A 24,950-nucleotide genomic window follows, 5' to 3' on the forward strand; every position below is an offset into this window, starting at 1 on the left:
AAAAAGCCCCGCTTGTGCGGGGCTTTTTTGTTTGGCTGAATCAACCCGGGTCGCGATGATTCGGATGAAAGCCGCTCACTGGAACCTGTACGGTTTCACGAGTGGCTATGTCGATTCCTTCACTGGCGACCTCGGCCAGGAAATCAATCTCTTCTGGCGTGATGATGTAGGGCGGCAAGAAGTAGACCACGTTACCCAGCGGACGAAGCAGGGCGCCTCGGGTAAGTCCATGCTGGAATACCTTGAGGCCACGTCGTTCCTGCCAGGGGAATGGCGTCTTGGTGGCTTTGTCCTGAACCATCTCGATGGCGAGCGCCATTCCGGTCTGGCGCACTTCGGCGACATTGGGATGATCCACCAGATGCCGGGTGGCCTGTTGCATGCGCGCAGCCAGCGTTTGGTTGGCGTCTATTACCTTGTCTTCTGCAAAGATATCCAGCGTTGCCAGGGCTGCGGCGCAGGCCAGCGGGTTGCCTGTGTAGCTGTGGGAATGCAGGAACGCACGCAGGGTATCGTATTCATCATAGAACGCCTGGTAGATGTCATCTGTAGTGAGGCAGGCTGCAAGAGGCAGATAGCCGCCTGTAAGAGCCTTGGACAGGCACAGAAAATCCGGGCGGATACCGGCCTGCTCGCACGCAAACATCGTTCCGGTACGGCCAAAGCCGACGGCGATCTCGTCGTGGATAAGATGCACGCCATAGCGGTCACAGGCCTCACGCAGTAGCTTCAGGTAAACCGGATGGTACATGCGCATACCACCGGCACCCTGAATCAGCGGCTCGACGATGACAGCGGCTACTTCCTGATGATGCTCCGCCAGGGTCTGCTCCATATGGGCAAACATGGCGCGGGAATGCGTTTCCCAATCCATGCCTTCCGGGCGCAGGTAACAGTCGGGGCTGGGAACCTTGAAGGTATTCAGCAAGAGCGATTTATAGGTTTCGGTGAAAAGCGCAACATCGCCTACCGACATGGCCGCTACCGTTTCGCCATGGTAGCTGTTGGTCAAGGTGACAAACTTGTTCTTTTCTGGCTTTCCACTGTTGAGCCAGTAGTGATAGCTCATTTTCAACGCAACTTCGATGCAGGACGATCCGTTATCGGCATAGAAGACGCGATCAAGGCCCGCCGGGGTCAGCTGTACCAGTCGTTCGGACAACTCGATCACAGGCTGGTGGCTGAAGCCGGCCAGAATCACATGCTCCAGTTGGTCAACCTGATCCTTGATCCGCTGGTTGATACGTGGGTTGGCATGACCAAATACATTGACCCACCACGAGCTGACCGCATCAAGATAGCGGTTGCCCTCAAAGTCTTCCAGCCATATACCACGACCAGATTTGATCGGGATGACTGGCAAGCGCTCATGGTCTTTCATCTGGGTACAGGGATGCCACAACACATCCAGGTCACGCTGCATCCACTCGGCATTCAGGCCCATAAAGGTCATCCTCCAAACACATTTGGCTGGCAAGCCTATGCAATGCTCCGAACGGTAGCAAGGCGCGTCTAGTGGATGCCGCTTCGCTGGCGTATGCTGCGCACCGCCGTTGGGGCTGAGGAGTCTGAAAGATGTCGGTACGTGTAGCGCGTCTCGGAGCGCTTGCTGTTTATGGGTTGTTCAGCGTATCTGCGCTGGCTGCAGGCAAGGTGGAAAAGCATGTTGAAAAGCATGCGGAAAAACCGACCGCAAAGGAAGCGGAGCAGCCTGTTGCCAAAGGTAATGGCCGGTCGGCCATCGTAATCGGCGCCGGCATGGCCGGTCTGGCCTCGGCCTATGAGCTGCAAAAAGCCGGTTGGCAGGTGACGCTACTTGAAGCCAAGCCCAGTGTTGGCGGACGCTCGGCGCTGGCGACCAGTGAGTGGATCGGTAATGCCAAGGCTCAGCCGGCCCTCAATAGCTATCTGGATACCTTCAAGATCAAGACGGTCGATGCACCTAGCTATGTGCGCACACTGGGTTATCTAATCGACGGGCAGTATTATTCGCCAGAAGATCTTGCCCAAAAAATGCCGGACGTGAGCGCTGCACTCAAGCGCGTCGACAAGGCGCTGGATGAGCTTGCGGCATCAATCAGCGATCCGCTCAAGCCGACCGCTGGAAAAGGCCTGTTCGCACTGGATCAGACGAACGTGGCCAGCTGGCTGGATAAGCAGAACCTACCGCCATTGGCGCGCAAACTGATCAATCAGCGTATCCGTAGCCGCTATGATGAGCCATCGCGCCTGTCGCTGTTGTATCTGGCTCAGCAGACCCGCGCCTACCGGGATATCAGTGACGCCGATCTGCGTGCGGCCCGTCTGCCGGGTGGTAGTACCGTGCTGGCCCAGGCATTTGTCAAGCAGATCAAGACGCTCAAGCCCAACTCCAAGGTGTCGGCTATCACGCAGGATAAGGATGGCGTGACCGTCAAGGTAGGGCCTACGGGATACCATGCCGATTATGTGGTCATGGCAGTGCCCCTGCGTGCCTTAAGCTCGATCCAAATGACGCCGGAACTGGCCGAGGCACAGCGGGCTGCGCTCAAAGGCACGAACTATGGATGGAGAGACCAGATACTTCTGAAGTTCAAGACGCCGGTCTGGGACAGCAAATCTCGTCTGTCTGGCGAAATCTATAGTGATCAGGGGCTGGGCATGCTGTGGATCGAGCCGGCCGTGAAAGGTGGCGCCAACGTGCTGATCAACCTGTCCGGTGATAATGCCCGTGTGATGCAGGCGTTCGGAGATCGCCAGTTGGCAGATCAAGTCCTGATCCGTCTGAACGCTTTTTATCCCAAGGCTCGCGGTGCATTTTCCGGCTACGAAGTGCGTCGCTACAGCACCGACCCAGGTGTAGGTGGTTCCTATCTGGCCTATGGCCCGGGGCAGGTCAGCCGTTACTGGCGTGTATGGGAGCAGCCTCAGGGGCGCGTCGTCTTTGCTGGCGAGCATACCGATGCGCTGCATCCGGGGACATTGGAAGGCGCCTTGGCCAGCGGTCAGCGGGCCGCTCGACAGGTCGAAGATCTCGCAGCAGGCAAATCCGCTGCGCCTGAGACCAAGCCTACCGATGCCAAGCCTGCCAGCCTTGCGCCTGACGCAGCACCTAAAGCTACCGACGAGAAAAAGGGCTTCTTTTCTCGCATGTTCTCCTGGATGCATTGATTTACGACATGTTTCACCGCCTGGCGTCCTGCCGGGCGGCCTTCTAGCCTTACCCCTCTAGCACCTACGTTTTCCGTTCAGCCAGAGTTGTCATCTTGTTCTATCTAATAAAACGATCGATTAAAGCAACTTTTTCCGCTTCATTTCGATACGTTTATCGCTAGGCTTGCTAGCAGCATGAACAAGGAGATTCATGATGAATTGGCGTAACGATCCGCATCGCTATGGGCTTGTCAGCGTAACCCTGCATTGGGTGATGGCGATCGCCATCGTTGCCCTCTTTTGGCTTGGACTGTGGATGCGGGGGCTTGATTACTACAGTCCCTGGTATCACCGAGCACCCGAGATTCACAAGGGCATCGGCATTCTTCTGCTGATTGCTCTGCTCATGCGTATCGTCTGGCGTTTCGTCAGCCGGCCGCCTGCCATCGAAGGAAGCCGAACGACTCAATTGGCTGCCACGTTTGGCCATCTGGCGCTGTATGCGCTCATGCTGGGCGTTATGGTCGCAGGTTATTTCATCTCGACGGCTGAAGGCCAACCGATCAACGTATTTGGCTGGTTTAATGTGCCGGCTACCGTCAGTGGGTTGCGTGATCAGGCTGATTGGGCTGGGGCGATTCATCTCTGGTTGGCCTGGACGTTGATCATTCTGAGCGGGCTGCATGTACTTGCCGCGCTCAAGCACCACTTTATCGACCGCGATGCCACATTGTTACGCATGTTCGGCCGACGCCGGGCATGACGTGACCTATTTCAGAAGGAAGACATCATGATGTTGAAGAAAAGCTTCGCTGCTCTGGCATTGGGAACTGCACTGTTGACCGCCGGCCACGCCATGGCCGCCGATTACAAGATCGACAAGGAAGGGCAGCATGCCTTTATCCAGTTCCGTATTCAGCACCTGGGCTACAGCTGGCTCTATGGGACATTCAAGGATTTTGACGGCAATTTCACCTACGACGAAAAAAATCCGTCTGCAGACAAGGTGAAGGTTACGATCAAGACCGATAGCGTTGACACCAACCATGCCGAACGTGACAAGCATTTACGCAGCGCCGACTTCCTGAACGTATCAGCGCATCCGACGGCAACCTTCGAGTCCACCAAGGTGACGCCGACAGGTGATAATGCAGCTGACATCGAAGGCAATCTGACGCTCAACGGCGTGACCAAGCCTGTCGTGATCAAGGCCAAGCTGATGGGGCAGGGCAATGACCCGTGGGGTGGCTACCGCGCCGGATTTGAAGGCTCGACCAAGCTCAAGCTCAAGGATTTCAACATCCAACGTGACCTGGGTCCGGCTTCGCAAGAGGTTGAGTTGACTCTGTCACTGGAAGGTGTACGCCAGTAACTAAATATTTCGATACACAAAGCGCAGTTCCGCAAGGGCTGCGCTTTTTTTATGGGCCTAGTCTGACAAACGTGATAATAGCCTTTAAATCTTCATAACTTCTGCACACTGTCTAGGCTAAATAACCAAGTTCAGCAGTGCTCTAGCCTGTTAACCATGAAACGCATCACATCGAATGCGGGTCTGTTGAAAGCTCAGGAGCAAGATGCCAAATGGTTTTTTCAATCGCTTGGATAAGTCCCCGCAGGCGACTTGTTCCTGTTTACAAACAACCATGTACGTAAGTATATTGGGCGATCACAAGAATCTGCCAAGAATGATGCGGCCGCATAGCGTCGCGTTGCCTAGCACCCTATTCAAAGGTTTTGTTCAAGGACTCCGATATGCACATCAAGTCGGCGCATGCTTATTTTGTCCCGGTTTTATTGCTGGCGACGCTGACGCTCAATGGATGCGGTAAGCAGGATCAGGATCAGCAGGCTCAGCAACAGCAGCCACAAGCGGTTGAAGTGGGTGTGGTTACGCTCAAGGAACAGCCGGTTACCCTGACGACTGAATTACCTGGCCGGACCTCGGCATTCCGTGTAGCGGAAGTCAGACCTCAGGTCGGTGGTATTCTCCAGAAGCGTTACTTCAAGGAAGGTTCTGAGGTCAAGGCTGGCCAGCAGCTCTATCAGATCGATCCTCGCACCTATCAGGCCAACCTGAATGCAGCCAAGGCCACTTTGGCACAGGCGCAGGCGACTATGGCGTCCAACCGGCTCAAGGCCCAGCGCTATGCTGCCTTGGTAAAAGACGAAGCGATTAGCCGCCAGGAAGCGGATGACGCCCAGGCGACTCTCAAGCAGAACGAAGCCCAGGTAGAGACTGCCAAGGCTGATCTGCGTACTGCAGAGATTAATTTAGCCTATACCAAGGTGACGGCGCCGATTTCGGGACAGATCAGTCGTTCACTGGTGACAGAAGGTGCTCTGGTTACTGCTGATCAGGCGACTGCCTTGGCCATCATCAACCAGCTTGATCCCATTTATGTGGACGTGACGCAGTCCAGTACCGAGATGCTGCGTCTGCGACGTGAGCTGGACAGCGGTCTGATCAAGCGGGCGGGTGAGGATGCCGCCCAGGTGAAGCTGATGCTGGAAGACGGTTCCGAATACAAGCATCTGGGCAAGCTGCAGTTCTCTGAGGTGTCAGTGGATCAGGGAACCGGCTCGGTTACCATTCGTGCAGAGTTTCCCAACCCTGACCGTTTGTTGCTGCCAGGCATGTTCGTGCGTGCGCAACTGCAGGAAGGAGTCCGTCAGACGGCTATCCTGGCGCCACAGCAGGGCATCTCGCGCGACCTGAGAGGTAACGCCGTAGCGATGGTTGTTACGCCGGACAACAAGGTCGAGCAGCGTACCGTGAAGACCGAGCGTACGATCGGCACCAACTGGCTGATCTCCGATGGCCTGAAGGCGGGCGACCAATTGATTACGGAAAACCTGCAGCGTATTCGCCCGGGTGCTTCGGTTACGACCAAGCCGGCCACCAATGTGGCTGGGCCTGGCGATTCGGCACAACCTGCTCAGCAGGGTAGTGCCGACAAGCAGCAATAAGGGAGCCGCTGTCGATGTCAAGATTCTTTATTGACCGCCCCATTTTCGCCTGGGTACTTGCCCTGGTGATCATGCTGGCGGGCGGTCTCGCCATTCTTAACCTACCGATCAACCAGTACCCAAACATCGCGGCACCGGCTGTTTCGATCCAGGTGAGCTATCCCGGCGCGTCGGCACAGACCGTTCAGGATACAGTCGTCCAGGTCATCGAGCAGCAGATGAACGGGATCGACAACCTGCGTTATCTCTCCTCGGAGTCCAACTCCGATGGCAGCATGACCATTATCGTGACCTTTAACCAAGGCACGGACCCGGACATTGCGCAGGTTCAGGTACAGAACAAGCTGCAGCTGGCGACACCGCTTCTGCCTCAGGAGGTGCAGCAGCAGGGCCTTCGGGTGGCCAAGTATCAGCGTAACTTCATGCTGGTGGTGGGTCTGGTGTCAAACAACGACTCCCTGACTCGTGAGGATCTGTCCAACTACATCGTATCCAACATGCGTGACCCCATCGCGCGGACCCCGGGTGTAGGTGATTTCCAGGTCTTCGGCTCGCAGTACGCCATGCGTATTTGGCTGGATCCGGCCAAACTGAATAAATATCAGTTAATTCCCGGAGATGTTTCCAATGCCATTCAGAGCCAGAACGTCCAGTTGGCTTCGGGCTCGCTGGGCGGTTTGCCTGCCGTTGAAAACCAGCAGCTCACCGCTACGATCATTGGCCGTACCCGTCTGGAAACCCCAGAGCAGTTCGGTAACATTTTCCTGAAGGTCAATCCCGATGGTTCCCAGGTGCGGCTGCGTGACGTCGCACGTATCGAGCTGGGCGGTGAAAATTATTCGATCGACGCCCAGTTCAACGGCAAGCCTGCGTCGGGTATGGCGCTGCGTCTGGCAACTGGGGCTAACCTTTTGGATACGTCCAAGGCCGTTCGTGCGACCATTGAACGACTCAAGCCGTTCATGCCTGAAGGCATGGAAGTGGTGTACCCGTACGACACTACACCTGTAGTAACTGCCTCCATTCATGAGGTGGTCAAGACACTGGGCGAGGCGATTCTGCTGGTATTCCTCGTGATGTATCTGTTCCTGCAGAACTTCCGAGCCACTTTGATCCCGACTATTGCAGTTCCGGTCGTCTTACTGGGTACGTTCGGTATCCTGTTCGCGTCAGGCTTTACCATCAATATCCTGACCATGTTCGGGATGGTGCTGGCGATTGGTCTGCTCGTGGACGATGCCATCGTTGTGGTGGAAAACGTCGAACGGGTCATGGCGGAAGAGGGGCTAAGTCCCAAGGAAGCGACCCGCAAGTCCATGGACCAGATCCAGGGCGCGCTGGTGGGTATCGCTCTGGTGCTGTCAGCGGTATTCGTGCCGATGGCCTTCTTTGGCGGCTCGACCGGGGTGATCTACCGGCAGTTCTCGATTACCATTGTTTCCGCTATGGCCCTATCGGTGCTGGTTGCTTTGATCCTGACGCCAGCGCTGTGTGCCACGATCCTCAAGCCGGTCGACAAGAACCATCACGAGAAGCGCGGCTTCTTTGGCTGGTTCAACCGCAAGTTCGACAGTGGCGTCAACCGTTATGAGCGCAGCGTCGCTACTGTTATCCGTCACAAGGTACCGTTCCTGCTGGTATATGTCGTCATTCTGGCTGGCATGGCGTTCATGTTTACCCGCATTGCATCATCCTTCCTGCCTGAGGAAGACCAGGGCGTAATTTTCGTGCAGGTAACCACACCAACCGGATCGTCTGCGGCACGTACCCAGGTTGCGCTGGATCAGATGCGCGAAATGATGATGAAGAACGAGCCGTCGGCAGTCAGCTCCATGTTTACGGTCAACGGCTTCAGCTTTGCCGGCCGTGGTCAGAGCTCCGGCCTTGCATTCGTTCAGCTCAAGCCTTGGGAAGATCGTCCGGATGCCAAGGACCGCGCCAGTGCTGTAGCCGGACGCGCCATGGGTTATCTGTCGCAGATCAAGGATGCCATGATCTTTGCCATCGTTCCGCCAGCGGTACTTGAGCTGGGTAACGCTACCGGTTTCGACTTCTATCTTCAGGACAACTCCGGCCTTGGCCATGAGAAGTTGATGGAGGCGCGGAATCAATTGCTGGGCATGGCGGCACAGAATCCGAAGCTGACTCAGACTCGCCCCAATGGTTTGAATGACGAAGCGCAGTACAAGCTGATCATCGACGATGAAAAGGCCCGTGCGCTAGGTCTGTCCCAGACCGATATCAACCAGACCTTGTCAATTGCCTGGGCCTCCAGTTACGTCAATGACTTCATCGACAGAGGCCGCGTAAAGCGTGTGTATGTACAGGGCGAAGCCGATTCACGGATGAACCCGGAAGATCTGAGCAAGTGGTACGTACGTAACAGCAATGGCGAGATGGTGCCGGTATCGGCCTTTGCCCATGGCGAGTGGGTCTACGGTTCACCCAAGCTTGAGCGTTATAACGGTATCTCGTCTGTCGAGATCCAGGGCTCTCCTGCGCCTGGTTACAGTACGGGCGATGCCATGACCGAAATCGAGAACATGGCCAAGGAGCTACCGCAGGGCGTTGGTATTGCCTGGACCGGCATGTCGTACGAAGAGCGACTTTCAGGTTCGCAGGCACCTGCCTTGTATGCCTTGTCCCTGGTAGTGGTCTTCCTCTGTCTGGCAGCACTGTATGAGAGCTGGTCGATCCCGATTGCGGTTATTCTGGTAGTGCCGCTGGGCGTGATCGGTGCGCTTCTGGCTACCTACTTCCGAGGTTTGGCAAACGACGTGTTCTTCCAGGTGGGCCTGCTAACCACCATTGGTTTGTCAGCCAAGAACGCGATTCTGATCGTGGAGTTTGCTAAAGAATTGCACGAGGGCGGCAAGAACATCGTCGATGCCGCCGTAGAAGCCGCACGGATGCGTCTACGCCCGATTATCATGACGTCCATGGCCTTTATCTTGGGCGTGGTTCCGCTGGCCATCTCCAATGGTGCCAGCTCCGGTAGTCAGCATGCGGTTGGTACGGGTGTGATTGGCGGGATGGTAACCGCAACCGTTTTGGCGATCTTCTGGATTCCCATGTTCTACGTCGTGGTCAGCAGTCTGTTCAAGGACAAGGCTTCACGTGATCAGGAATCAGGCGCCGAGGGAAGACATTGAGTATGAAGAAGTCTCTTTTATCCATCGCAATAGGTGCAGTGCTGCTTTCGGGCTGCACCCTGATTCCCGACTACGAGCGGCCTGCATCGCCTGTGGAAAACGCTTGGCCGCAAGGCGAGGCGTACAAAGGCAATCCAACCAGCAGTGGTTCGGAATACACGGCCGACATTGGCTGGCGTGAGTTTTACAGCGATCCGCAATTGCAGCGTCTGATTCAAGTCGCTCTGGATAACAACCGTGATCTGCGGCAGGCGGCTCTGAATGTTCGCCTGTATCAGGCGCAGTATCGCATCCAGCGTGCAGAGCTGTTCCCGACCATTGGCGTCAATGCCAATGGTTCGCGGACACGTACGCCAGCAGACATGAGCTCGGCAGCGGCGATCCAGGAGTTGCTGCAAAGCACTGGTCAGGCTGGCGCAGGAAGCTCTCGTAGCGGCTCGATCAACAGCCAATACACGGTAACGCTTGGCATGTCGGCCTATGAGCTGGACCTGTTCGGTCGGCTGCGCAGTCTGAACGAGCAGGCCTTGCAAAGTTATTTTGCAACCGTTGAGGCGCGTCGCAGTACGCAGATCAGCCTGATTTCCGAAGTGGCCAACGCCTACTTCACTTGGAAAACCGATCAGAAATTGCTCCAGCTTACCCGCGATACACTGGACGCTTATCAGCGCTCATTCGATCTGACCAAGCGTCTGCTGGATAATGGGGTGGGTAGCGGTCTGGATCTACGTCAGTCCCGTACGGCGCTGGAAGGCGCTCGGGCGAGTCTTGCGCAGTACACTCGTCAGGAGGCGCAGGATCGCAATGCGCTGGGGTTGCTGTTGGGCGCGCCCTTGCCGACCGATCTACCGGCCGGCAAGAGCCTGGATGACAATGACCTGCTGGCCAAGCTGCCAGCTGGCTTGCCGTCGCAGCTGTTGCAGCGCCGTCCGGATGTTTTGCAGGCCGAGCTTAACCTCAAGGCAGCCAATGCCAATATCGGAGCCGCCAGGGCAGCGTTCTTCCCAAGCATCAGCCTGACCGCCCAGGGTGGAACGGGTAGCCGGGAGCTTTCTGGCTTGTTTGATGCCCATTCGGGATACTGGACGTTCGCGCCCAGCATCAATATCCCGATCTTTACCGCCGGTAGTCTGAAGGCAAGCCTTGATGCGGCCAAGATCCAGAAGGACATCAATATCGCTGCGTATGAGAAAGCCATCCAGACAGCCTTCCGGGAAGTGTCTGATTCTCTAGCTGCACAGGGAACTTATGATGATCAGCTTCAGGCCCAGCGTGATCTGGTGACGGCAAGTCAGGAGTATTACGATCTGGCTGAGAAGCGTTACCGTCAGGGCATCGATAACTACCTGACTGTGCTTGATGCGCAGCGATCCTTATATTCGGCTCAGGAGCAGCTGCTCGCAGACCGCCTTAATCAGCTCAGCAGCAGTGTGACGCTGTACAAGGCGTTAGGCGGTGGCTGGTTGGAGCGTACGACGGATAACAATGTCAGTGCGACGCCCGCAATCACATCAAAGCGCTAGTAAGGCAGACATGAAAAAGCCGACTCGATTGAGTCGGCTTTTTTTATGCCTATTTTTCCCTCCAGCCTGCGCTGGAGGGAAAACGCATCAAGCGTCAGCGTCAGCCGAGCGATTACGTGTCAGCAAGGCAGGCTTTTCAGCCTTTGGACGAACCTGGAGCGAATCCAGCTGCTCAGGCGTCAGCATGCGGTCTGCACGAGAAGGCTTGTGCAGAATGCGAGGTTGCGGCTTGCTGGGTGCACGCTCCTCTGTCATAGCGGGACGCGGCTCACGGGGTTCGCGTGGCTGGTAAGGACGATTCTCCTGACGGGGACGTTGTCCGGCCGGCTTGTTGCGACGCTTGTTCTGAGCTGGGCCACGACTATCGGTTGCAGGCGCGTTGCTGGCATTGGCCGCACCTTGTCTAGGACGGGGCGGGCGTGCTTGGGCCGTAGCGCCTGAAGTCGCTGCGCTTTGGCTATGGGTACGCGGCGGTTGCCCTTGACCTGGACGACGCGGACCACCATTACGGCGATTCTTGCCTTGATAAGGGCTGACATAATCGACCCGGTTACCAAAGTTATCGAAATCGTCATCCAGAAACTCTTCCGGATCGCGGTTCTGGGGGCTCTGAGTTGTCTGCTGGGGCTGGCGCTCGCCGCTGCGCTCCTGGCGTGGCTTGTTTCTACCGGCGCGTGCCTGGTCCTGACCCTGACTCTGGTTCTGCTGGCGGCCACGACGTGGCTGGCGTGCCTGCCGCTCCTCGTGCTGTGGTGCTGCGTGTTCAGCAAAAACTTCACCTTCCGCTGCTCTTGCAGGCTGCTCTTTGCGGGGTGCACGTGGCTGTCGTGCCTGGCGACGGGGCTCGCGTGGCTCACGCGCTTCCACTTTCTCAACCGGTGCGCTGGCAGGATCAAAGCCCTGCATGTCGCCGTCAGGAATGTTCTGCTTGGTCAGGCGCTCGATGGCGCGCAGCAGTTTCTCCTCGTCGGGAGACACAAGGGATATGGCTTCGCCGCTACGACCGGCACGACCTGTACGGCCGATGCGGTGTACGTAATCTTCCTCCACGTTCGGCAACTCGAAGTTGACGACATGGGGAAGCTGGTCGATGTCCAGACCGCGAGCGGCAATATCGGTTGCTACGAGCACGCGAATAGAATTGTCCTTGAAATCGGCCAGCGCTTTGGTACGTGCGTTCTGGCTCTTGTTTCCATGGATAGGCGCAGCCGGAAGGCCGTTCTTGTTCAGGTATTCGGCCAGGCGGTTGGCACCGTGCTTGGTCCGTGTGAAGACCAGCACTTGTTCCCAGGCGCCAAGAGTAATCAGATGAGCCAGCAAGGCGCGTTTCTGGGCAGCGGCAATACGGAAGACACGCTGCTCGATACGTTCGACCGTGGTGTTTGGCGGCGTGACCTGGATGCGCTCGGGATTACGCAGGAGCTTGTCGGCCAAATCGGTAATGTCTTTGGAGAACGTTGCCGAAAACAGCAGGTTCTGCCGTTCTTTGGGAAGCAGGGCGAGAACCTTCTTCACGTCGTGAATGAAGCCCATGTCGAGCATGCGGTCAGCTTCGTCCAGCACGAGAATCTCGATGGCTGACAGATCGACGTTATTCTGACCGGCAAGGTCCAGAAGACGACCAGGGCACGCTACCAGGACGTCAAGGCCCTTGGAGAGCGCAGTGACCTGGGGCTTCATGCCAACACCACCAAAGATGCAGGTGCTACGCATGGGAAGGTCGCGTGCATAGATCTTGAAACTATCATGCACTTGGGCGGCCAGCTCCCGGGTAGGCGTCAATACCAACACACGGGCTTGGCGCGGACCGGCTTTTTTGCCGTCAGGTTGTCCGTTCGGAAAGAGCCGTTCGAGAACGGGGAGGGCGAATCCACCCGTCTTGCCAGTACCGGTCTGGGCGGCAACCATCAGGTCACGGCCTTGCAGTACAGCGGGAATGGCCCGTTGTTGAACGGGAGTCGGGTTGACATAACCCGCGTCGTTTACTGCGCGGGATAGGGCCTCGGAGAGACCGAGGGAAGTGAAGGACATGCGGGGTTCCTGTCTACTAAGTCGGCGTCCCGCCGACGTTGGGGCGCGGTTTCGCCTGAAACTGACGACAATAATGTGTTCGTCTTCTCCACACGCTACCGCCCTGCGCTGGGTGGAAGGCTGGAAAATGGCTCCAGGCGATGATGTTCAGCTTTTAAAGCCAAGGTTATTCCAAATGGCCAGGCTGGGTTCAGCCTGATTCAATGTGTAGAAGTGCAGGGCAGGCGCTCCGCCGGCCAGCAAGCGTTCACACATGTCTGTCACGATTTCCTGGCCAAACGCCTGAATGCTTTTGACATCGTCAGCATACGCTTCCAACTGCTTGCGAATCCAGCGTGGGATTTCGGCGCCACAGGCTTCGGAAAAGCGAGCCAGGCTGCTGTAGTTGGTAATCGGCATGATGCCAGGAATGATGGGTACGTCTGCGCCTAGCTTGCACGCTCTGTCGACAAAATGAAAGTAGCTGTCGGCATTAAAAAAGTATTGTGTGATCGCGCCGTTGGCTCCAGCCTTGATTTTGCGAACAAAATTGGCGAGATCGGCTTCGAAGTTGCGTGCCTGGGGATGAACTTCCGGATAAGCGGCAACTTCAATGTGGAAATGATCGCCGGTTTCTTCGCGGATAAAGCTAACCAACTCGTTGGCGTAACGCAGTTCGCCGCCGGAAATCCCCATGCCGGAAGGAAGATCACCGCGTAGTGCCACAATACGCGTGATGCCCGCTTCACGGTAGCGAATCAGCAGGTCCCGTAATTCGGCCTTGGAGTCGCCTACGCAGGAGAGATGGGGCGCTGTAGGAATCCGAATCTCGCTGTCGAGCTGAAGAACGGTATTGAGGGTACGGTCCCGGGTCGAGCCGCCAGCACCATAAGTGCAGGAGAAAAATTCTGGGGAGTAGCCGGCCAGCTGGCGAGCAGTATTGAGCAATTTTTCGTGGCCGGCTTCGGTCTTCGTCGGGAAGAACTCGAAACTGACGTTGGGTGTGGTACGAGTCATGGGTAATCCCTGGAGCGCATTGGCGCTTCCTCAAGAAACACCGCCGCTTGGGCGGTGTTGTCCTGAACTGCCGAGGAGAAGGGGAAGACCTTCTCCGTGTCGATTGATGCCTACCGCTTAGTAGCGATAGGTTTCCGGCTTGAACGGGCCATCCTGCTCAACGCCAATGTAGTCCGCCTGTTCTTTGGTCAGACGTGTCACGACACCGCCGAAGCCCTTGACCATTTCCAGCGCCACTTCTTCGTCCAGCTTCTTGGGCAGAACCATAACCGTGACGTTCTTGGTCTTTTCGACTACAGGAAGGTCGGCAAACTTCTCGTTGAACAAGTGCATCTGCGCCAGAACCTGGTTGGCAAAGGAGCCGTCCATGATGCGGCTTGGGTGGCCGGTTGCGTTGCCCAGGTTGACCAGGCGACCTTCAGCCAGCAGGATCAGATAATCATCATTGGCTGGATCGATGTCCTTACCGGTGCGGTGAATCTTGTGAACCTGCGGCTTCACTTCTTCCCAGCCCCAATTCTTGCGCATGAAGGCTGTATCGATTTCATTGTCGAAATGGCCGATGTTGCACACCACGGCGCGCTTCTTCAGCTTTTTCAGCATGTTGGCGTCGCAGACATTGGCATTGCCGGTTGTGGTGACGATCAGGTCGATCTTGCCCAGCAGGTCGGTATCAACGCAGGCTTCGGTGCCATCGTTCTGACCATTCTTGTAGGGCGAAACGACTTCATAGCCGTCCATGCAGGCCTGCATGGCACAGATCGGGTCGACCTCAGACACCTTCACGATCATGCCTTCCTGGCGTAGGGAGGCAGCAGAGCCCTTGCCTACGTCGCCATAGCCGACAACCAGCGCCTGCTTGCCGGAGAGCAGGTGGTCGGTGGCGCGCTTGATGGCGTCGTTCAGGCTGTGACGGCAGCCGTACTTGTTGTCGTTCTTGCTCTTGGTAACGGAGTCATTGACGTTGATCGCCGGGATCTTCAAGGTGCCTTTCTTCAGCATGTCCTGCAGGCGATGTACACCAGTGGTGGTTTCTTCAGTAACGCCGTGAATCTTTTCCAGGGCCTGCGGATACTTGTCATGTAGGATCTGGGTCAGGTCGCCACCATCGTCCAGGACCATGTTGGCATCCCAGGGCTGGCCATCTTTCAGGATGGTCTGCTCGATGCACCACTCGTATTCTTCTTCGGTTTCACCTTTCCAGGCAAAGACCGGAATACCGGCAGCGGCAATGGCGGCAGCGGCCTGATCCTGGGTAGAGAAGATGTTGCAGGAGGACCAACGCACTTCAGCGCCCAGCGCGACCAGTGTTTCGATCAGCACGGCAGTCTGGATGGTCATGTGGATGCAGCCCAGAATCTTGGCACCCTTGAGCGGTTGCTCACCGGCGTACTTGCGACGCAGGGCCATCAGGGCAGGCATTTCGGACTCGGCGATGATGATTTCGCGGCGGCCCCAGTCAGCCAGGGAAATGTCGGCAACCTTGTAGTCGTTGAAACCGGCAGGCGTGATAACAGCGCTCATTAAGCTCTCCATTCGTTCGAAGTTGTTGGCTGCCCCGGCGATAACGTGCCGCTGCAGGACAGCTGTAAATGCGAATGGGCGCCGTTGATGCGTGTGCAGGCCAGGCCTGCGGCTACGCTCCCCCGAGCCTGACAGGGAAACCCTGCTGCAGCGCCCCTCGGTAGGATGGCGGGTGGCGATTTGAAAATCGCCATGGGCTCGAAGTATAGCGGGCAATCCCCAGGCTTTGTAGGTGTACCGGATTCATGATGATCAGTAATTGACTGCATAGAGAGGAACGACCGCTTCGATGGCTTCTCTAACCGGCGGAAGGGGTTAAGCTTGTGGACCGCTATTACTCAAGGAGACGACATGAATTTCCATACACGCAAGTGGGTAAAGCCCGAGGATCTGAACGCCAACAACACCCTATTTGGCGGCAGCCTGCTGAAGTGGATAGACGAAGAGGCTGCGATTTATGCCATCGTTCAGTTGGGCAACCAGCGGGTCGTCACCAAATATATTTCCGAGATCAATTTTGTCAGCGCATCGCGTATCGGTGACATCATCGAGCTAGGGATCACGGCTACTGAATTTGGCCGCAGCTCCATTACCCTGCGCTGTGAGGTCCGCAACAAGATTACCCGCAAGAGCATTCTGACCATCGACAAGATCGTCTTCGTCAACCTGGACGAGGAGGGTAATCCGACTCCCCATGGCAAGACGAAGATCACGTACATCGAAGATCAGTTCAAGGATGAAGAAAAGGGCGCCTGAGTCGCTCTAGGTTCGCGACAGACCTTGGAGTAGCCTTGGCGTTTACTGCTCGTATCGGAAATGCCATGGCTAATCACAAGATCGAGATCCGCCGCAGGAATACGCAGAAGATATTGCTGGCTGCCGAAAAGGTGTTTGCCGAGAAAGGGTTTGGTGCTGCTTCCATGGGCGATATTGCCCAGGAAGCAGAGCTGCCGCGGTCGAACCTGCATTATTACTTCTCGACCAAGGATGACCTGTACCGTGAGGTGGTGCTCGGATTACTGGAACTCTGGAAACAGGATGCCATCTGTTTCGAGCAGTTCGATGACCCCCGGGTAGTGCTGGCGAGCTATATCCGCGCCAAGATGAACCACTCCCGTACGCGTCCCTATGGCTCAAAGATCTGGGCCAACGAAATCATGCATGGTGCACCGCTGCTGGGGGCCGCTCTGGATGAACACCTGATGGAGTGGGCCAGACTCAAGCAGGCCAAGATCAAGCAGTGGGTGGATGACAAACGTATCCTGCCGGTAGAGCCGGCTTATCTGCTCTACATGATCTGGGCCTCGACTCAGCACTATGCAGATTTCAATTATCAGATCGACCTAATCAACGGTCATACGCCCTTAAGCGACCGCCAGTTCGAGCAGGCTGTACAGACGGTGACGGCGGTTGTCCTGCGCGGAATTGGTCTGGAGCCTTGAACATTCCTAACGTAGCTGTCAGGAATAAAGGGTATCCGGCGCTGCCTTGGTGATTGCCGCTCACCAAATTGTTGCACAGGCTATGGCTTGGCTTTTCTTAACTTAATCAATGAGTTGGTTGCTTTTGCAACGCGTGCAAGCGATCACCCTGCTTTTTTCTGCACCAGTTTGATTCCTGACAACGTTGTTAGGACGCTTCGCTTCGGTGATCAGCTGCCATTGCCTTGCAAGGCAAAGCAATATTCCAGGTGCGATATCAAGGACTTAGCGCAAGGCCCGCTCCCCTGACTGTTTTCGATCACGGTTCCGGCACGCTTATTGAGAGAAAGGGCGATCAGCCTGCTAGCAGGACCTACTCACCCCTATGAGAGAAAACAGGGAGAGCATGCCATGCCATACAACAGATCCGAAGTGATTGTGCGCGATGGTCTTCATGAGCTTCATGCCGGCCCGGATGTTCTGGACAGCCCACGTTATAACCACGACATGGCGCCTACTCAGGTAGCGGAGCGTTCCTGGAATAAGTGGCATATCGCAGCGCTGTGGGTGGGCATGGCCATCTGCGTACCCACGTACACCTTGGGTGGCGTACTGACGGCTTACTTTGGATTATCGGTGGGCGAGGCGCTGGCTACCATTCTGCTGGCCAACCTGATCGTGCTGATTCCCCTGACATTGAATGCATTTCCAGGCACCAAGTACGGGATTCCTTTTCCGGTCCTCCTGCGCAGCTCCTTTGGTATTCTGGGCTCGAACGTGCCCTGCCTGATTCGAGCAGTCGTGGCCTGCGGTTGGTTTGGCATCCAGACGATGTTTGGCGGTTTGGCGATTCACCTGTTTCTCGGGTCACTTTTCGAGGGCTGGAAGGCCTTGGGCAGTACGGGTGAGGTCATTGGCTTCATGGTGTTCTGGACGGCCAATCTATGGGTGGTCATTCGAGGCGCCGAGTCGATCAAGTGGCTGGAGACCTTGTCTGCGCCGCTCCTGTTACTTGTCGGGGTCGGTCTTCTGATGTGGGCGATGCCCCATGTGTCGATGACGGAGCTCCTGTCCCAGCCAGCCAAACGACCGGAAGGCGAGGGGGTGACCAAATATTTTCTGGCAGGCCTGACTGCCATGGTGGGTTTCTGGGCGACTCTCTCGTTAAACATTCCAGACTTCAGTCGCTATGCCAGAAGCCAGAAGGATCAGATCATAGGGCAGGTAATTGGCCTGCCGGTCACCATGTTCCTGTTTGCCTCCCTGGGCGTGGTAATGACGGCCGCTTCGGCGGCCCTGGTGGGCGAGACGGTGTCTGATCCGGTTTCGCTTATCGGTCATATCCAGAGCCCTGTTTGGGTCGCCTTGGCCATGGCCTTGATCGTAGTTGCGACGCTGTCGACCAATACAGCTGCCAATATCGTTTCGCCCACGAATGATTTCCAGAATCTTGCGCCCCGGCTCATCAATCGGACCCGAGCCGTATTGATAACTGGGTTGGTGGGCCTGGCGCTGATGGCCCATGAACTGCTCAAGAAACTAGGCTGGATTGTCTCGGATGTCAGCTTGGAGAGCGTGTATTCGAACTGGCTGCTGGGGTACTCCAGTCTTCTGGGACCCATCGCCGGCATCATGGTGGTGGACTACTTCATCGTGAAAAAGCAGCAGCTTGATCTGGCCGGGTTATACCGTGACGACTATTACCCAGCCTACAACGTGGCAGGCTTCGTCGCGTTCGGCATTCCTGTCGTGCTGACGCTCATGGCGTTGACAACGGGTGTCATGACCTGGTTTTACGATTACGGCTGGTTTACCGGTTCGGCACTTGGTGGGGTGATCTACTTTGCCTGCGCCGGGCAGCGTCATCGCAGCCCGGCGCCGCTGGCCAGGCCTTCGCTGTGAAGGCCCTGACTAGACTTCCAGGGTAATGAGTTCGGCGTTGACCTCAGTACCCTGTATGGTCAGGCGTCCCAGAGAGACAGGCAGCTTGAAGCGGCGAGGGCCAGGGCTGCCTGGGTTGAAGTAGAGCACGCCCTCGCGCTCCTCCCGTTTTGGCTTATGTGAATGCCCGCAGATTACAACGCGAATACCTTCGGCCGCCGGATCAATCACCAGATCCTGGAGGATGTGGGTCACGTAGAGATCGACCTCGCCAAAACGAAGCGTAGCTGTTTCAGGTAGGGTCTGGGCCCAGTCGTCCGTGTCGTTATTGCCGCGGACGACGGTAAGGGGAGCTATTTCCCGAAGTCGCTCAAGGATTTCGGGCTTGCCGATATCACCGGCATGGATGATATGGTCGCTCCCTTCAAGTGCGCTCAATGCGCCGGGACGCAGAAGATTGTGCGTATCGGCGATAACGCCAATGCGAAAAATCGGATGGTTGGAGGCAGGCATGGTTCTCCCGTATACAGGCTGGGTCTGTATAACCTCTGACCGATAAAGTGTGTAAGGGTTGAATGAGTGTGATCGACGCCTAGTGCAGGCGTCGATCACAAGCGCCCTTTATTCCTGCGCTATGTCTGTGGTGCTGTCTGGCAGGAACCAGTTCATGATCAGAGCGCAAAGCCCTCCTGTGGCCACACCTGAATTCAGCACATCACGTAGCGCTGCTGGCATGTGGGCGAGAAACTCAGGGACCTGGGACACACCCAGACCCAGTGCCAGGGAAACGGCAATAATCAACAGGGCACGGCGGTCCAACTGAATGCCGGCCAGAATGTTGATCCCCGAAGCTGCAACGGCGCCAAACATCACCAGTGCGGCGCCACCCAATACTGGCTCTGGTACGGCCTGAATAATGCCAGCAACGGCTGGAAACAGGCCGAGCAGAACGAGAAAGACGGCAATCCACAGCCCGACGTGGCGGCTGGCGATACCCGTCAGTTGGATCACGCCGTTGTTTTGCGCAAAGATTGAGCTGGGAAAGCTGTTGAACAGTCCGGCCAACAAGGAGTTGGCTCCATTGACCAGTACACCGCCCTTGATCCGGGCCATCCAGACCGGACCCTCTACCGGCTGGCGGGACACTTTACTGGTTGCGGTCACGTCACCGATGGCTTCCAGGGAGGTGACGAGATAGATCACCAGCATGGGAACGAACAGTGCCCAGGAAAAACCCAGCCCAAAATGCAGGGGAACCGGCACCTGGAACAGAGGCGCTTCATGCATGCCGGTAAAGTCCAGACGTCCCAGATAGGCCGCCAGGCCGTAGCCGACCAGGAGCGCAATGACGATGGCCGCGCTACGCACCCATACCACGCGAACGCGGTTGAGCACGACGATGATTGCCAGCACCACACCGGACAGCAGCAGATTCTCGCCGTTGGCAAAGGTGCCCTGGCTCATGGCTGAGAAGCCGCCGCCCATACTGATGAGTCCGACCTTGATCAAGGTAAGACCGATCATCAGCACCACGATGCCGGTTACCAGCGGAGTAATCAGGCGCTTAACGAAAGGCAGTATTCGGGAAATACCCATTTCGACGAAAGAGCCCGCCATGACCACGCCAAAAATGGCAGCCATTACGGCTTCAACCGGCGTGCCCTGCTTGACCATCAGCGCGCCGCCAGCGATCAAGGGGCCGACAAAGTTGAAGCTGGTACCCTGAACGATTAGTAGCCCTGCCCCGAACGGGCCGAAACGGCGACACTGGATGAACGTGGCAATGCCTGAAATCACCAGGGACATGGACACGATCAGGTTGGTATCCCGTGGTGAGACACCCAGTGCCTGGCAAATTAGAAGGCCTGGAGTGACGATAGGCACGATGATCGCCAGCAGATGCTGCAACGCAGCGAGCAGGGCGATAGGCAGGCGAGGCCGATCGTCGAGACCGTAGACCAGTTCATGGCGGGAGGGAGAGGCGTCCGGCTGGCTCATGTAGCGGTTCCGCAAAAGGCGGCAAGTGTACTGTTCCGGTGATGCGCCGCACAGTCTTCATCTCATAAAAGAGACAGGCGATAGGACAGGCTGCTGCCATGCGCCTTGGGCATGGCGTTAACGTTCAGTAATAAAGACGAAAGTCCCACGGCCTAACTTTACCAGTATCCAGGGTCTTAGGCCTTGTTCTGATGACAGGCGCTTGGCATTCACTACTCCAATCCCGCCGGGCTTCATGGCAAGCACTTCAGCAGTCATGCCATGCAGATCCAGCAGCCAGGTTGCCCATACCTTCTTCTTTTACCGAGGGCTTTTGCGTGTTTGACGCGATCACAGGGTTGATTCAACAGGGGGGTTACCTGGGCATTCTTTTGCTCATGTTTCTGGAAAACGTGTTTCCGCCTATTCCATCGGAGGTCATTATGCCGCTGGCAGGGTTTCTAGCGGCGAGAGGGGAGCTGAATTTCATCGGCGTGGTGCTGGCGGGAACGCTGGGGTCCTTTCTGGGCGCGCTACCGTGGTATTACGCTGGTGCGGTATGGGGAGAGGCGCGCATGCGCAAGCTGGCGCAGCGTTACGGGCGCTGGCTGACTCTTTCGGCCAAGGACGTCAGTGAGGCCTCTCTCTGGTTCAGGTCGCATGGCAGTAAGGCTGTCTTCTTTGGCCGCCTGGTACCGGCAATCCGTACCCTGATTTCTGTACCGGCCGGTATTGCCCATATGCCGTTTCGTCGCTTCGCCGGATATACCCTGGCGGGTTCTCTGATCTGGACAACGGTGCTGACACTGGCGGGTTACCTGCTGAATGCCGAATACGAGCGTGTCGCGACGCTTTTGGATCCGGCCTCCAAAATAGTTCTGGCAGTGATTGTGCTCGTTTACCTGTATCGCCTGTTTAAAACCAACAACCGGGAAGACTGCCGGGAAGGCTAGACGGGTTGGAATAGCGCCAGGGATGAGTCCTAGCGCTGATCCAGCAGACGCCTGCGCTCGGCTTTCTGTGCTTCTACCTGCGCCTTTTTCTGCTCGATCGCGGCGCGTCCACGCTCTGTTACGCTGGGGCGCGGTGCGGGCTCGGGGGCTGGCTGGGGCGTTGGTGGGGTTGGCCTGGGATAATGATGCCAGGGCGGACGGTGTCCACCATAATCGTAATAGGGCTCTGGATAGGGATAGTAGCGGTCCTGTCGGATCGGTGGCGGGACATCATAGTCATCATCGTCGAGATCGTAATAACGATCAGCGTCTGACGGTGTGCGAGTGCTTGGCCGAGACGTCTCGTCTCGAGGCTTAGTGTTGGGCTTTTCTACTACCGGTGGTGGCGTCGGGTCGGCCATACGGGTGACCGGGCCACTGCCTCTTGGTGGAGGGTTATCAACTTCGATACGGTCGGCCAGGGATTGATCAGATGGGCAATGGCCTTGTGTAAACGTGATCTGGCCTGCCTTGTCGACGCATTTGAGTATGGTGTCTGCCTGGGCATGGGTGACGCCGCCCAAGCTTGAGACCGCAACCGCCAGAATTGCCCACTTCATAGCAATCCCCTCTAACGTACCTGCATGCCACTCTAGCACCTTGCCGGTCAGGTCATCTAAACGGTTACTGAAGAAAACCGTGAAGGTTAGGCCAGGGAGTGCCGCGCTGCTGACAGAAAATCGAACAAGCCTTCCAGAGGCAGTGGCTCGGCCAGAAAATAGCCCTGCGCCTCGTCGCAACGCGCCCGCTTGAGCAGCGCGAGCGTTTCTTCGTCTTCCACACCTTCCGCCACGACAACAAGGTTCAAGGCATGGGCCATGTCGGTAATGGCCTTGATGAACACGTAGCGGTCCAACCCTTCGGCGGGATGGGTAATAAGCGTGCGGTCGAGTTTGACGGTATCGATAGGAAAACGCCTAAGATAAGACAGACCGGAGTAGCGGGTTCCCAGGTCGTCCACCGCCAGTTTGACACCCAACGTTTTCAGCGCTCCGAGCGCCTGATTGGAGGCGTCCATGTCTTCAATGAAAGCCCCCTCGGTCAACTCGAGTTCCAGGTGACAGGGTCTCAGTTTGGCCGTGTGCAGAATCGCTTCTATCCTGTCCTTCAAATGTGGTGACTTGAGCTGGAGGGGTGAAAGGTTCACGGACAGTTCCAGCGACTGCCCAAGTCGACTGGACAGGTCGTGAATGTCCTGACAGGCCTTTTGCAGAACCCACAGTCCCAGCTCGTCTATCATCCCAATCTCTTCGGCAATCGGAATGAAATCTACAGGAGAAATCCATCCCCGCTCCGGGTGATGCCAGCGGATCAAGACCTCAACGCCCTGGGGAGTGCCCTCAGGCAGCCGAATACGCGGCTGGTAGTAAAGCGAAAACTGATTCTGCTCCAAGGCATGGTACAACGCCGTTTCCAGCACCATGCGGTTTTTGGCTTCGACACTCATTTCTTCTGAGAAGATGCGGCAACAATGGCCTCCTGCCGCCTTGGCACGATACATCGCAATATCTGCATGCTGGACCAGTTGTTCCTTGGTATGGCCGTGCTCAGGGTAGAGTCCTATCCCTACCGACGCACCGGAAAAAACACGGCTGCCATTGATTTCGATCGGAGCCGCAACCGCTCGGATGATGGCGTCAGCCACCGCTTGAACGGAGATTTCACCTTCCGGGGCGTGGGCGACCACGACAAACTCATCGCCACCCAGGCGCGCCACCAGATCACCCTGAGGTACCGCTGCCCTCAATCGCTGCGCCACTTCGCGCAGCATTGTGTCGCCGGCATCATGTCCCATCGAGTCGTTGACCTGCTTGAAGCGGTCTAGGTCGATCAGCATGATGGCAAGGCAGCTGTTAAGCGGCGTGAAATTGATCAGAGCCTGCAAATGCTCGTTCAGGTACGCCCGATTGGGCAGCCCTGTCAGCATGTCATGGTTGGCCAGCTGGTGCAGGCGACTTTCGGCCAGCTTCTGCTCGGTGACATCCGTATAGCTGCCTGCCCATTCGATAAGCTGACCTTCCGTATCAAGAATGGGAACGGCATAACCACTGACATGGCGATATTGACCATCGGCCCGGCGCAGCCGGTACTGGGCATATACCGGCTGGCGGTCCTGCAGCATTTTGGCTCCCAGCGCAGCGGTGGACTCCTGATCGTCCGGGTGAACCACGTTCATCCAGCCAAACCCCTGCATCTCCTCCTGAGTCTGGCCGGTAAAGGCACACCAGTCCGGCTGAGGAGAAACAATCTCCAAGGTAGGCGAAGCCGTCCACACGATGGCTCCTGTAGCATTTACCAGTGAGCGAAAGCGTTGTTCGCTGGCTTGAAGCGCCAACTCTGCCGCTTTGCGCTCCGTGGTTTCCCGGTCGCGCTCGATAACCAGCGCCGCAGTATTGACCAGCAGGCGCATGGACTCCTGCTCTGAATCGCTCGGTTCACGCGCGTCCCTGCAATAATAGGCCAGGGTGCCCAATACTCTTCCAGAGGATGACAGGATCGGGTGAGACCAGCAGGCGCGGAAACCATAACCGAGCACCACAGACTTGGCTTCAACCCAGCGCGGATCGTTCTCAATATCGCTGACGATAGTCGAGGTGCCGGTATACGCGGCCGCTCCACAGGAGCCGGCGAGGGGGCCAATGGGTATGCGTTCTACGGCCTGATTGAACGATTGGGGGAGCGAGGGGGCCGAGCCAAAGCGCAGGTGCAGGCCATCGGTGTCCATGAGCATGACCGATGCCCAGATGTTGCCACCTGCCTGCTCTTCCGCAGAGCGGGTCAGGGTATCGAGAATCTGCTTGAGCGGGGCTCCCGCGACGGCCTGTGCCAGTGCCTGCTGCTGACCGTTGGCCAGGGCCTCGGTGCGTTTCAGATCACTGATATCTGACGCAATGCCCCGTAGCCGGAGGCTGTCAGCGTCGCTCAGCACCTTGCCTTTGACACTGATCCAGCGGGTGCGGCCGTCTGACAGCAGCAACCTGCAGTCGAAATGCCAATGCTCGGCACGTTTCGCTGCCGTTTCGATGACGCGGCGTACATGCCTTTGGTCATCCGTGTGGATACGCTCGAAAAACTCCTCGAGCGCCCATGTGTCCGGCTGTATGGACGTACCGAAATCTGGCCCGTTTCTCAGCAGGCAGGTCAGCGTTCCGCTAGCGACGTCCAGTTCCCATTCACCCAGATCCGCTACATCGAGCGCGAACTGCAGGCGTGCCTCAAGTTCAGCAGCGGAGGAGGAAGGCGAGGGGGCGGCGTTGACATCCTTTTTTACCCTGGGCTCGGCATTGGTGTCCGGCATATCGTTCACTCGAAGTTTCCAACTATCGATTGATCTGCCATGTCTTGCGGGCG

The 24,950-nt window shown here is 56.9% G+C and carries 18 protein-coding genes and 1 riboswitch; of the genes, 10 read left to right on the forward strand and 8 right to left on the reverse strand.

Annotation, left to right across the window (positions count from 1 at the left end):
• Positions 1-40: 40 nt before the first annotated feature.
• Entirely contained in the window at positions 41-1,444 is a 1,404-nt protein-coding gene (locus B3729_RS11135) for an adenosylmethionine--8-amino-7-oxononanoate transaminase (RefSeq protein ID WP_286787899.1), read from the reverse strand.
• A 131-nt stretch (positions 1,445-1,575) separates the two neighbouring features.
• Here B3729_RS11135 and B3729_RS11140 point away from each other — a divergent pair, with 131 nt between their 5' ends.
• From B3729_RS11140 to adeC, 6 genes are all read left to right on the forward strand, one after another.
• Positions 1,576-3,150, forward strand: a complete 1,575-nt coding sequence (locus B3729_RS11140; protein ID WP_286787900.1) for a flavin monoamine oxidase family protein — start codon at positions 1,576-1,578, stop codon at positions 3,148-3,150.
• Positions 3,151-3,346: 196 nt separating this feature from the next.
• Positions 3,347-3,895, forward strand: a complete 549-nt coding sequence (locus B3729_RS11145; RefSeq protein ID WP_074822414.1) for a cytochrome b — start codon at positions 3,347-3,349, stop codon at positions 3,893-3,895.
• 30 nt (positions 3,896-3,925) lie between these two features.
• On the forward strand, positions 3,926-4,504 hold the full coding sequence (locus B3729_RS11150) for a YceI family protein (protein ID WP_026003820.1): 579 nt from the start codon (positions 3,926-3,928) through the stop codon (positions 4,502-4,504).
• A 383-nt stretch (positions 4,505-4,887) separates the two neighbouring features.
• Entirely contained in the window at positions 4,888-6,102 is a 1,215-nt protein-coding gene (locus B3729_RS11155) for an efflux RND transporter periplasmic adaptor subunit (protein ID WP_010795579.1), read from the forward strand.
• A gap of 14 nt (positions 6,103-6,116) precedes the next feature.
• The gene (locus tag B3729_RS11160; RefSeq protein WP_010795578.1) at positions 6,117-9,254 is read left to right on the forward strand and encodes an efflux RND transporter permease subunit; all 3,138 of its coding nucleotides are present in this window, start codon (positions 6,117-6,119) and stop codon (positions 9,252-9,254) included.
• A 2-nt stretch (positions 9,255-9,256) separates the two neighbouring features.
• Complete coding sequence (gene adeC / locus B3729_RS11165) at positions 9,257-10,777, forward strand: AdeC/AdeK/OprM family multidrug efflux complex outer membrane factor (RefSeq protein WP_074822423.1); 1,521 nt, start codon at positions 9,257-9,259, stop codon at positions 10,775-10,777.
• Positions 10,778-10,864: 87 nt separating this feature from the next.
• Here adeC and B3729_RS11170 read toward each other — a convergent pair whose 3' ends face one another.
• The 3 genes from B3729_RS11170 to ahcY all read right to left on the reverse strand — a co-directional run bounded on the left by B3729_RS11170 (position 10,865) and on the right by ahcY (position 15,328).
• Entirely contained in the window at positions 10,865-12,808 is a 1,944-nt protein-coding gene (locus B3729_RS11170; protein ID WP_286787901.1) for a DEAD/DEAH box helicase, read from the reverse strand.
• A 147-nt stretch (positions 12,809-12,955) separates the two neighbouring features.
• Positions 12,956-13,804: a methylenetetrahydrofolate reductase [NAD(P)H] gene (gene metF / locus B3729_RS11175; RefSeq protein ID WP_010795575.1), complete on the reverse strand. Its 849-nt coding sequence runs from the start codon at positions 13,802-13,804 to the stop codon at positions 12,956-12,958.
• Positions 13,805-13,921: 117 nt separating this feature from the next.
• Positions 13,922-15,328, reverse strand: coding sequence for an adenosylhomocysteinase (gene ahcY, locus B3729_RS11180; RefSeq protein ID WP_239382626.1), 1,407 nt, complete (start codon positions 15,326-15,328; stop codon positions 13,922-13,924).
• 69 nt (positions 15,329-15,397) lie between these two features.
• Positions 15,398-15,493, reverse strand: a riboswitch (S-adenosyl-L-homocysteine riboswitch).
• A gap of 186 nt (positions 15,494-15,679) precedes the next feature.
• On the opposite strand from ahcY, the gene B3729_RS11185 reads away from it, so the two are divergent.
• The 3 genes from B3729_RS11185 (at position 15,680) to B3729_RS11195 (ending at position 18,651) form a co-directional block, all read left to right on the forward strand.
• On the forward strand, positions 15,680-16,084 hold the full coding sequence (locus B3729_RS11185; RefSeq protein ID WP_010795573.1) for an acyl-CoA thioesterase: 405 nt from the start codon (positions 15,680-15,682) through the stop codon (positions 16,082-16,084).
• A gap of 65 nt (positions 16,085-16,149) precedes the next feature.
• On the forward strand, positions 16,150-16,770 hold the full coding sequence (locus B3729_RS11190; RefSeq protein ID WP_286787915.1) for a TetR/AcrR family transcriptional regulator: 621 nt from the start codon (positions 16,150-16,152) through the stop codon (positions 16,768-16,770).
• A gap of 390 nt (positions 16,771-17,160) precedes the next feature.
• Positions 17,161-18,651: an NCS1 family nucleobase:cation symporter-1 gene (locus B3729_RS11195; protein ID WP_074822429.1), complete on the forward strand. Its 1,491-nt coding sequence runs from the start codon at positions 17,161-17,163 to the stop codon at positions 18,649-18,651.
• A gap of 9 nt (positions 18,652-18,660) precedes the next feature.
• Here B3729_RS11195 and B3729_RS11200 read toward each other — a convergent pair whose 3' ends face one another.
• Together B3729_RS11200 and B3729_RS11205 are read right to left on the reverse strand one after the other, a co-directional pair.
• The gene (locus tag B3729_RS11200) at positions 18,661-19,143 is read right to left on the reverse strand and encodes a metallophosphoesterase family protein (RefSeq protein WP_286787902.1); all 483 of its coding nucleotides are present in this window, start codon (positions 19,141-19,143) and stop codon (positions 18,661-18,663) included.
• Between the two features lie 108 nt (positions 19,144-19,251).
• A complete protein-coding gene (locus tag B3729_RS11205; protein WP_010795568.1) occupies positions 19,252-20,628 on the reverse strand; it encodes a nucleobase:cation symporter-2 family protein in 1,377 nt (458 codons plus the stop codon).
• Between the two features lie 317 nt (positions 20,629-20,945).
• On the opposite strand from B3729_RS11205, the gene B3729_RS11210 reads away from it, so the two are divergent.
• Positions 20,946-21,560 (forward strand): DedA family protein, encoded by a 615-nt coding sequence (locus B3729_RS11210; RefSeq protein WP_074822435.1) that lies wholly within the window; start codon positions 20,946-20,948, stop codon positions 21,558-21,560.
• 29 nt (positions 21,561-21,589) lie between these two features.
• Here B3729_RS11210 and B3729_RS11215 read toward each other — a convergent pair whose 3' ends face one another.
• On the reverse strand, positions 21,590-22,159 hold the full coding sequence (locus B3729_RS11215) for a hypothetical protein (protein WP_286787903.1): 570 nt from the start codon (positions 22,157-22,159) through the stop codon (positions 21,590-21,592).
• A gap of 86 nt (positions 22,160-22,245) precedes the next feature.
• Complete coding sequence (locus B3729_RS11220; protein ID WP_286787916.1) at positions 22,246-24,897, reverse strand: bifunctional diguanylate cyclase/phosphodiesterase; 2,652 nt, start codon at positions 24,895-24,897, stop codon at positions 22,246-22,248.
• Between the last annotated feature and the right edge of the window lie 53 nt (positions 24,898-24,950).

Source organism: Pseudomonas sp. UBA3149 (genome assembly GCF_002364655.1).
Classification (GTDB): Bacteria; Pseudomonadota; Gammaproteobacteria; order Pseudomonadales; family Pseudomonadaceae; genus Chryseomonas; species Chryseomonas luteola.

What these genes read in the sequence shown, in the direction of transcription:
- B3729_RS11140 (WP_286787900.1), top strand. Translation starts at nt 1,576, where the DNA reads ATGTCGGTACGTGTAGCGCGTCTCGGAGCGCTTGCTGTTTATGGGTTG.
- B3729_RS11150 (WP_026003820.1), top strand. Translation starts at nt 3,926, where the DNA reads ATGTTGAAGAAAAGCTTCGCTGCTCTGGCATTGGGAACTGCACTGTTG.
- B3729_RS11135 (WP_286787899.1), bottom strand. Translation starts at nt 1,444, where the DNA reads ATGGGCCTGAATGCCGAGTGGATGCAGCGTGACCTGGATGTGTTGTGG.
- adeC (WP_074822423.1), top strand. Translation starts at nt 9,257, where the DNA reads ATGAAGAAGTCTCTTTTATCCATCGCAATAGGTGCAGTGCTGCTTTCG.
- metF (WP_010795575.1), bottom strand. Translation starts at nt 13,804, where the DNA reads ATGACTCGTACCACACCCAACGTCAGTTTCGAGTTCTTCCCGACGAAG.
- B3729_RS11215 (WP_286787903.1), bottom strand. Translation starts at nt 22,159, where the DNA reads ATGAAGTGGGCAATTCTGGCGGTTGCGGTCTCAAGCTTGGGCGGCGTC.
- B3729_RS11190 (WP_286787915.1), top strand. Translation starts at nt 16,150, where the DNA reads ATGGCTAATCACAAGATCGAGATCCGCCGCAGGAATACGCAGAAGATA.
- ahcY (WP_239382626.1), bottom strand. Translation starts at nt 15,328, where the DNA reads ATGAGCGCTGTTATCACGCCTGCCGGTTTCAACGACTACAAGGTTGCC.
- B3729_RS11185 (WP_010795573.1), top strand. Translation starts at nt 15,680, where the DNA reads ATGAATTTCCATACACGCAAGTGGGTAAAGCCCGAGGATCTGAACGCC.
- B3729_RS11145 (WP_074822414.1), top strand. Translation starts at nt 3,347, where the DNA reads ATGAATTGGCGTAACGATCCGCATCGCTATGGGCTTGTCAGCGTAACC.
- B3729_RS11170 (WP_286787901.1), bottom strand. Translation starts at nt 12,808, where the DNA reads ATGTCCTTCACTTCCCTCGGTCTCTCCGAGGCCCTATCCCGCGCAGTA.
- B3729_RS11205 (WP_010795568.1), bottom strand. Translation starts at nt 20,628, where the DNA reads ATGAGCCAGCCGGACGCCTCTCCCTCCCGCCATGAACTGGTCTACGGT.
- B3729_RS11195 (WP_074822429.1), top strand. Translation starts at nt 17,161, where the DNA reads ATGCCATACAACAGATCCGAAGTGATTGTGCGCGATGGTCTTCATGAG.
- B3729_RS11200 (WP_286787902.1), bottom strand. Translation starts at nt 19,143, where the DNA reads ATGCCTGCCTCCAACCATCCGATTTTTCGCATTGGCGTTATCGCCGAT.
- B3729_RS11160 (WP_010795578.1), top strand. Translation starts at nt 6,117, where the DNA reads ATGTCAAGATTCTTTATTGACCGCCCCATTTTCGCCTGGGTACTTGCC.
- B3729_RS11220 (WP_286787916.1), bottom strand. Translation starts at nt 24,897, where the DNA reads ATGCCGGACACCAATGCCGAGCCCAGGGTAAAAAAGGATGTCAACGCC.
- B3729_RS11155 (WP_010795579.1), top strand. Translation starts at nt 4,888, where the DNA reads ATGCACATCAAGTCGGCGCATGCTTATTTTGTCCCGGTTTTATTGCTG.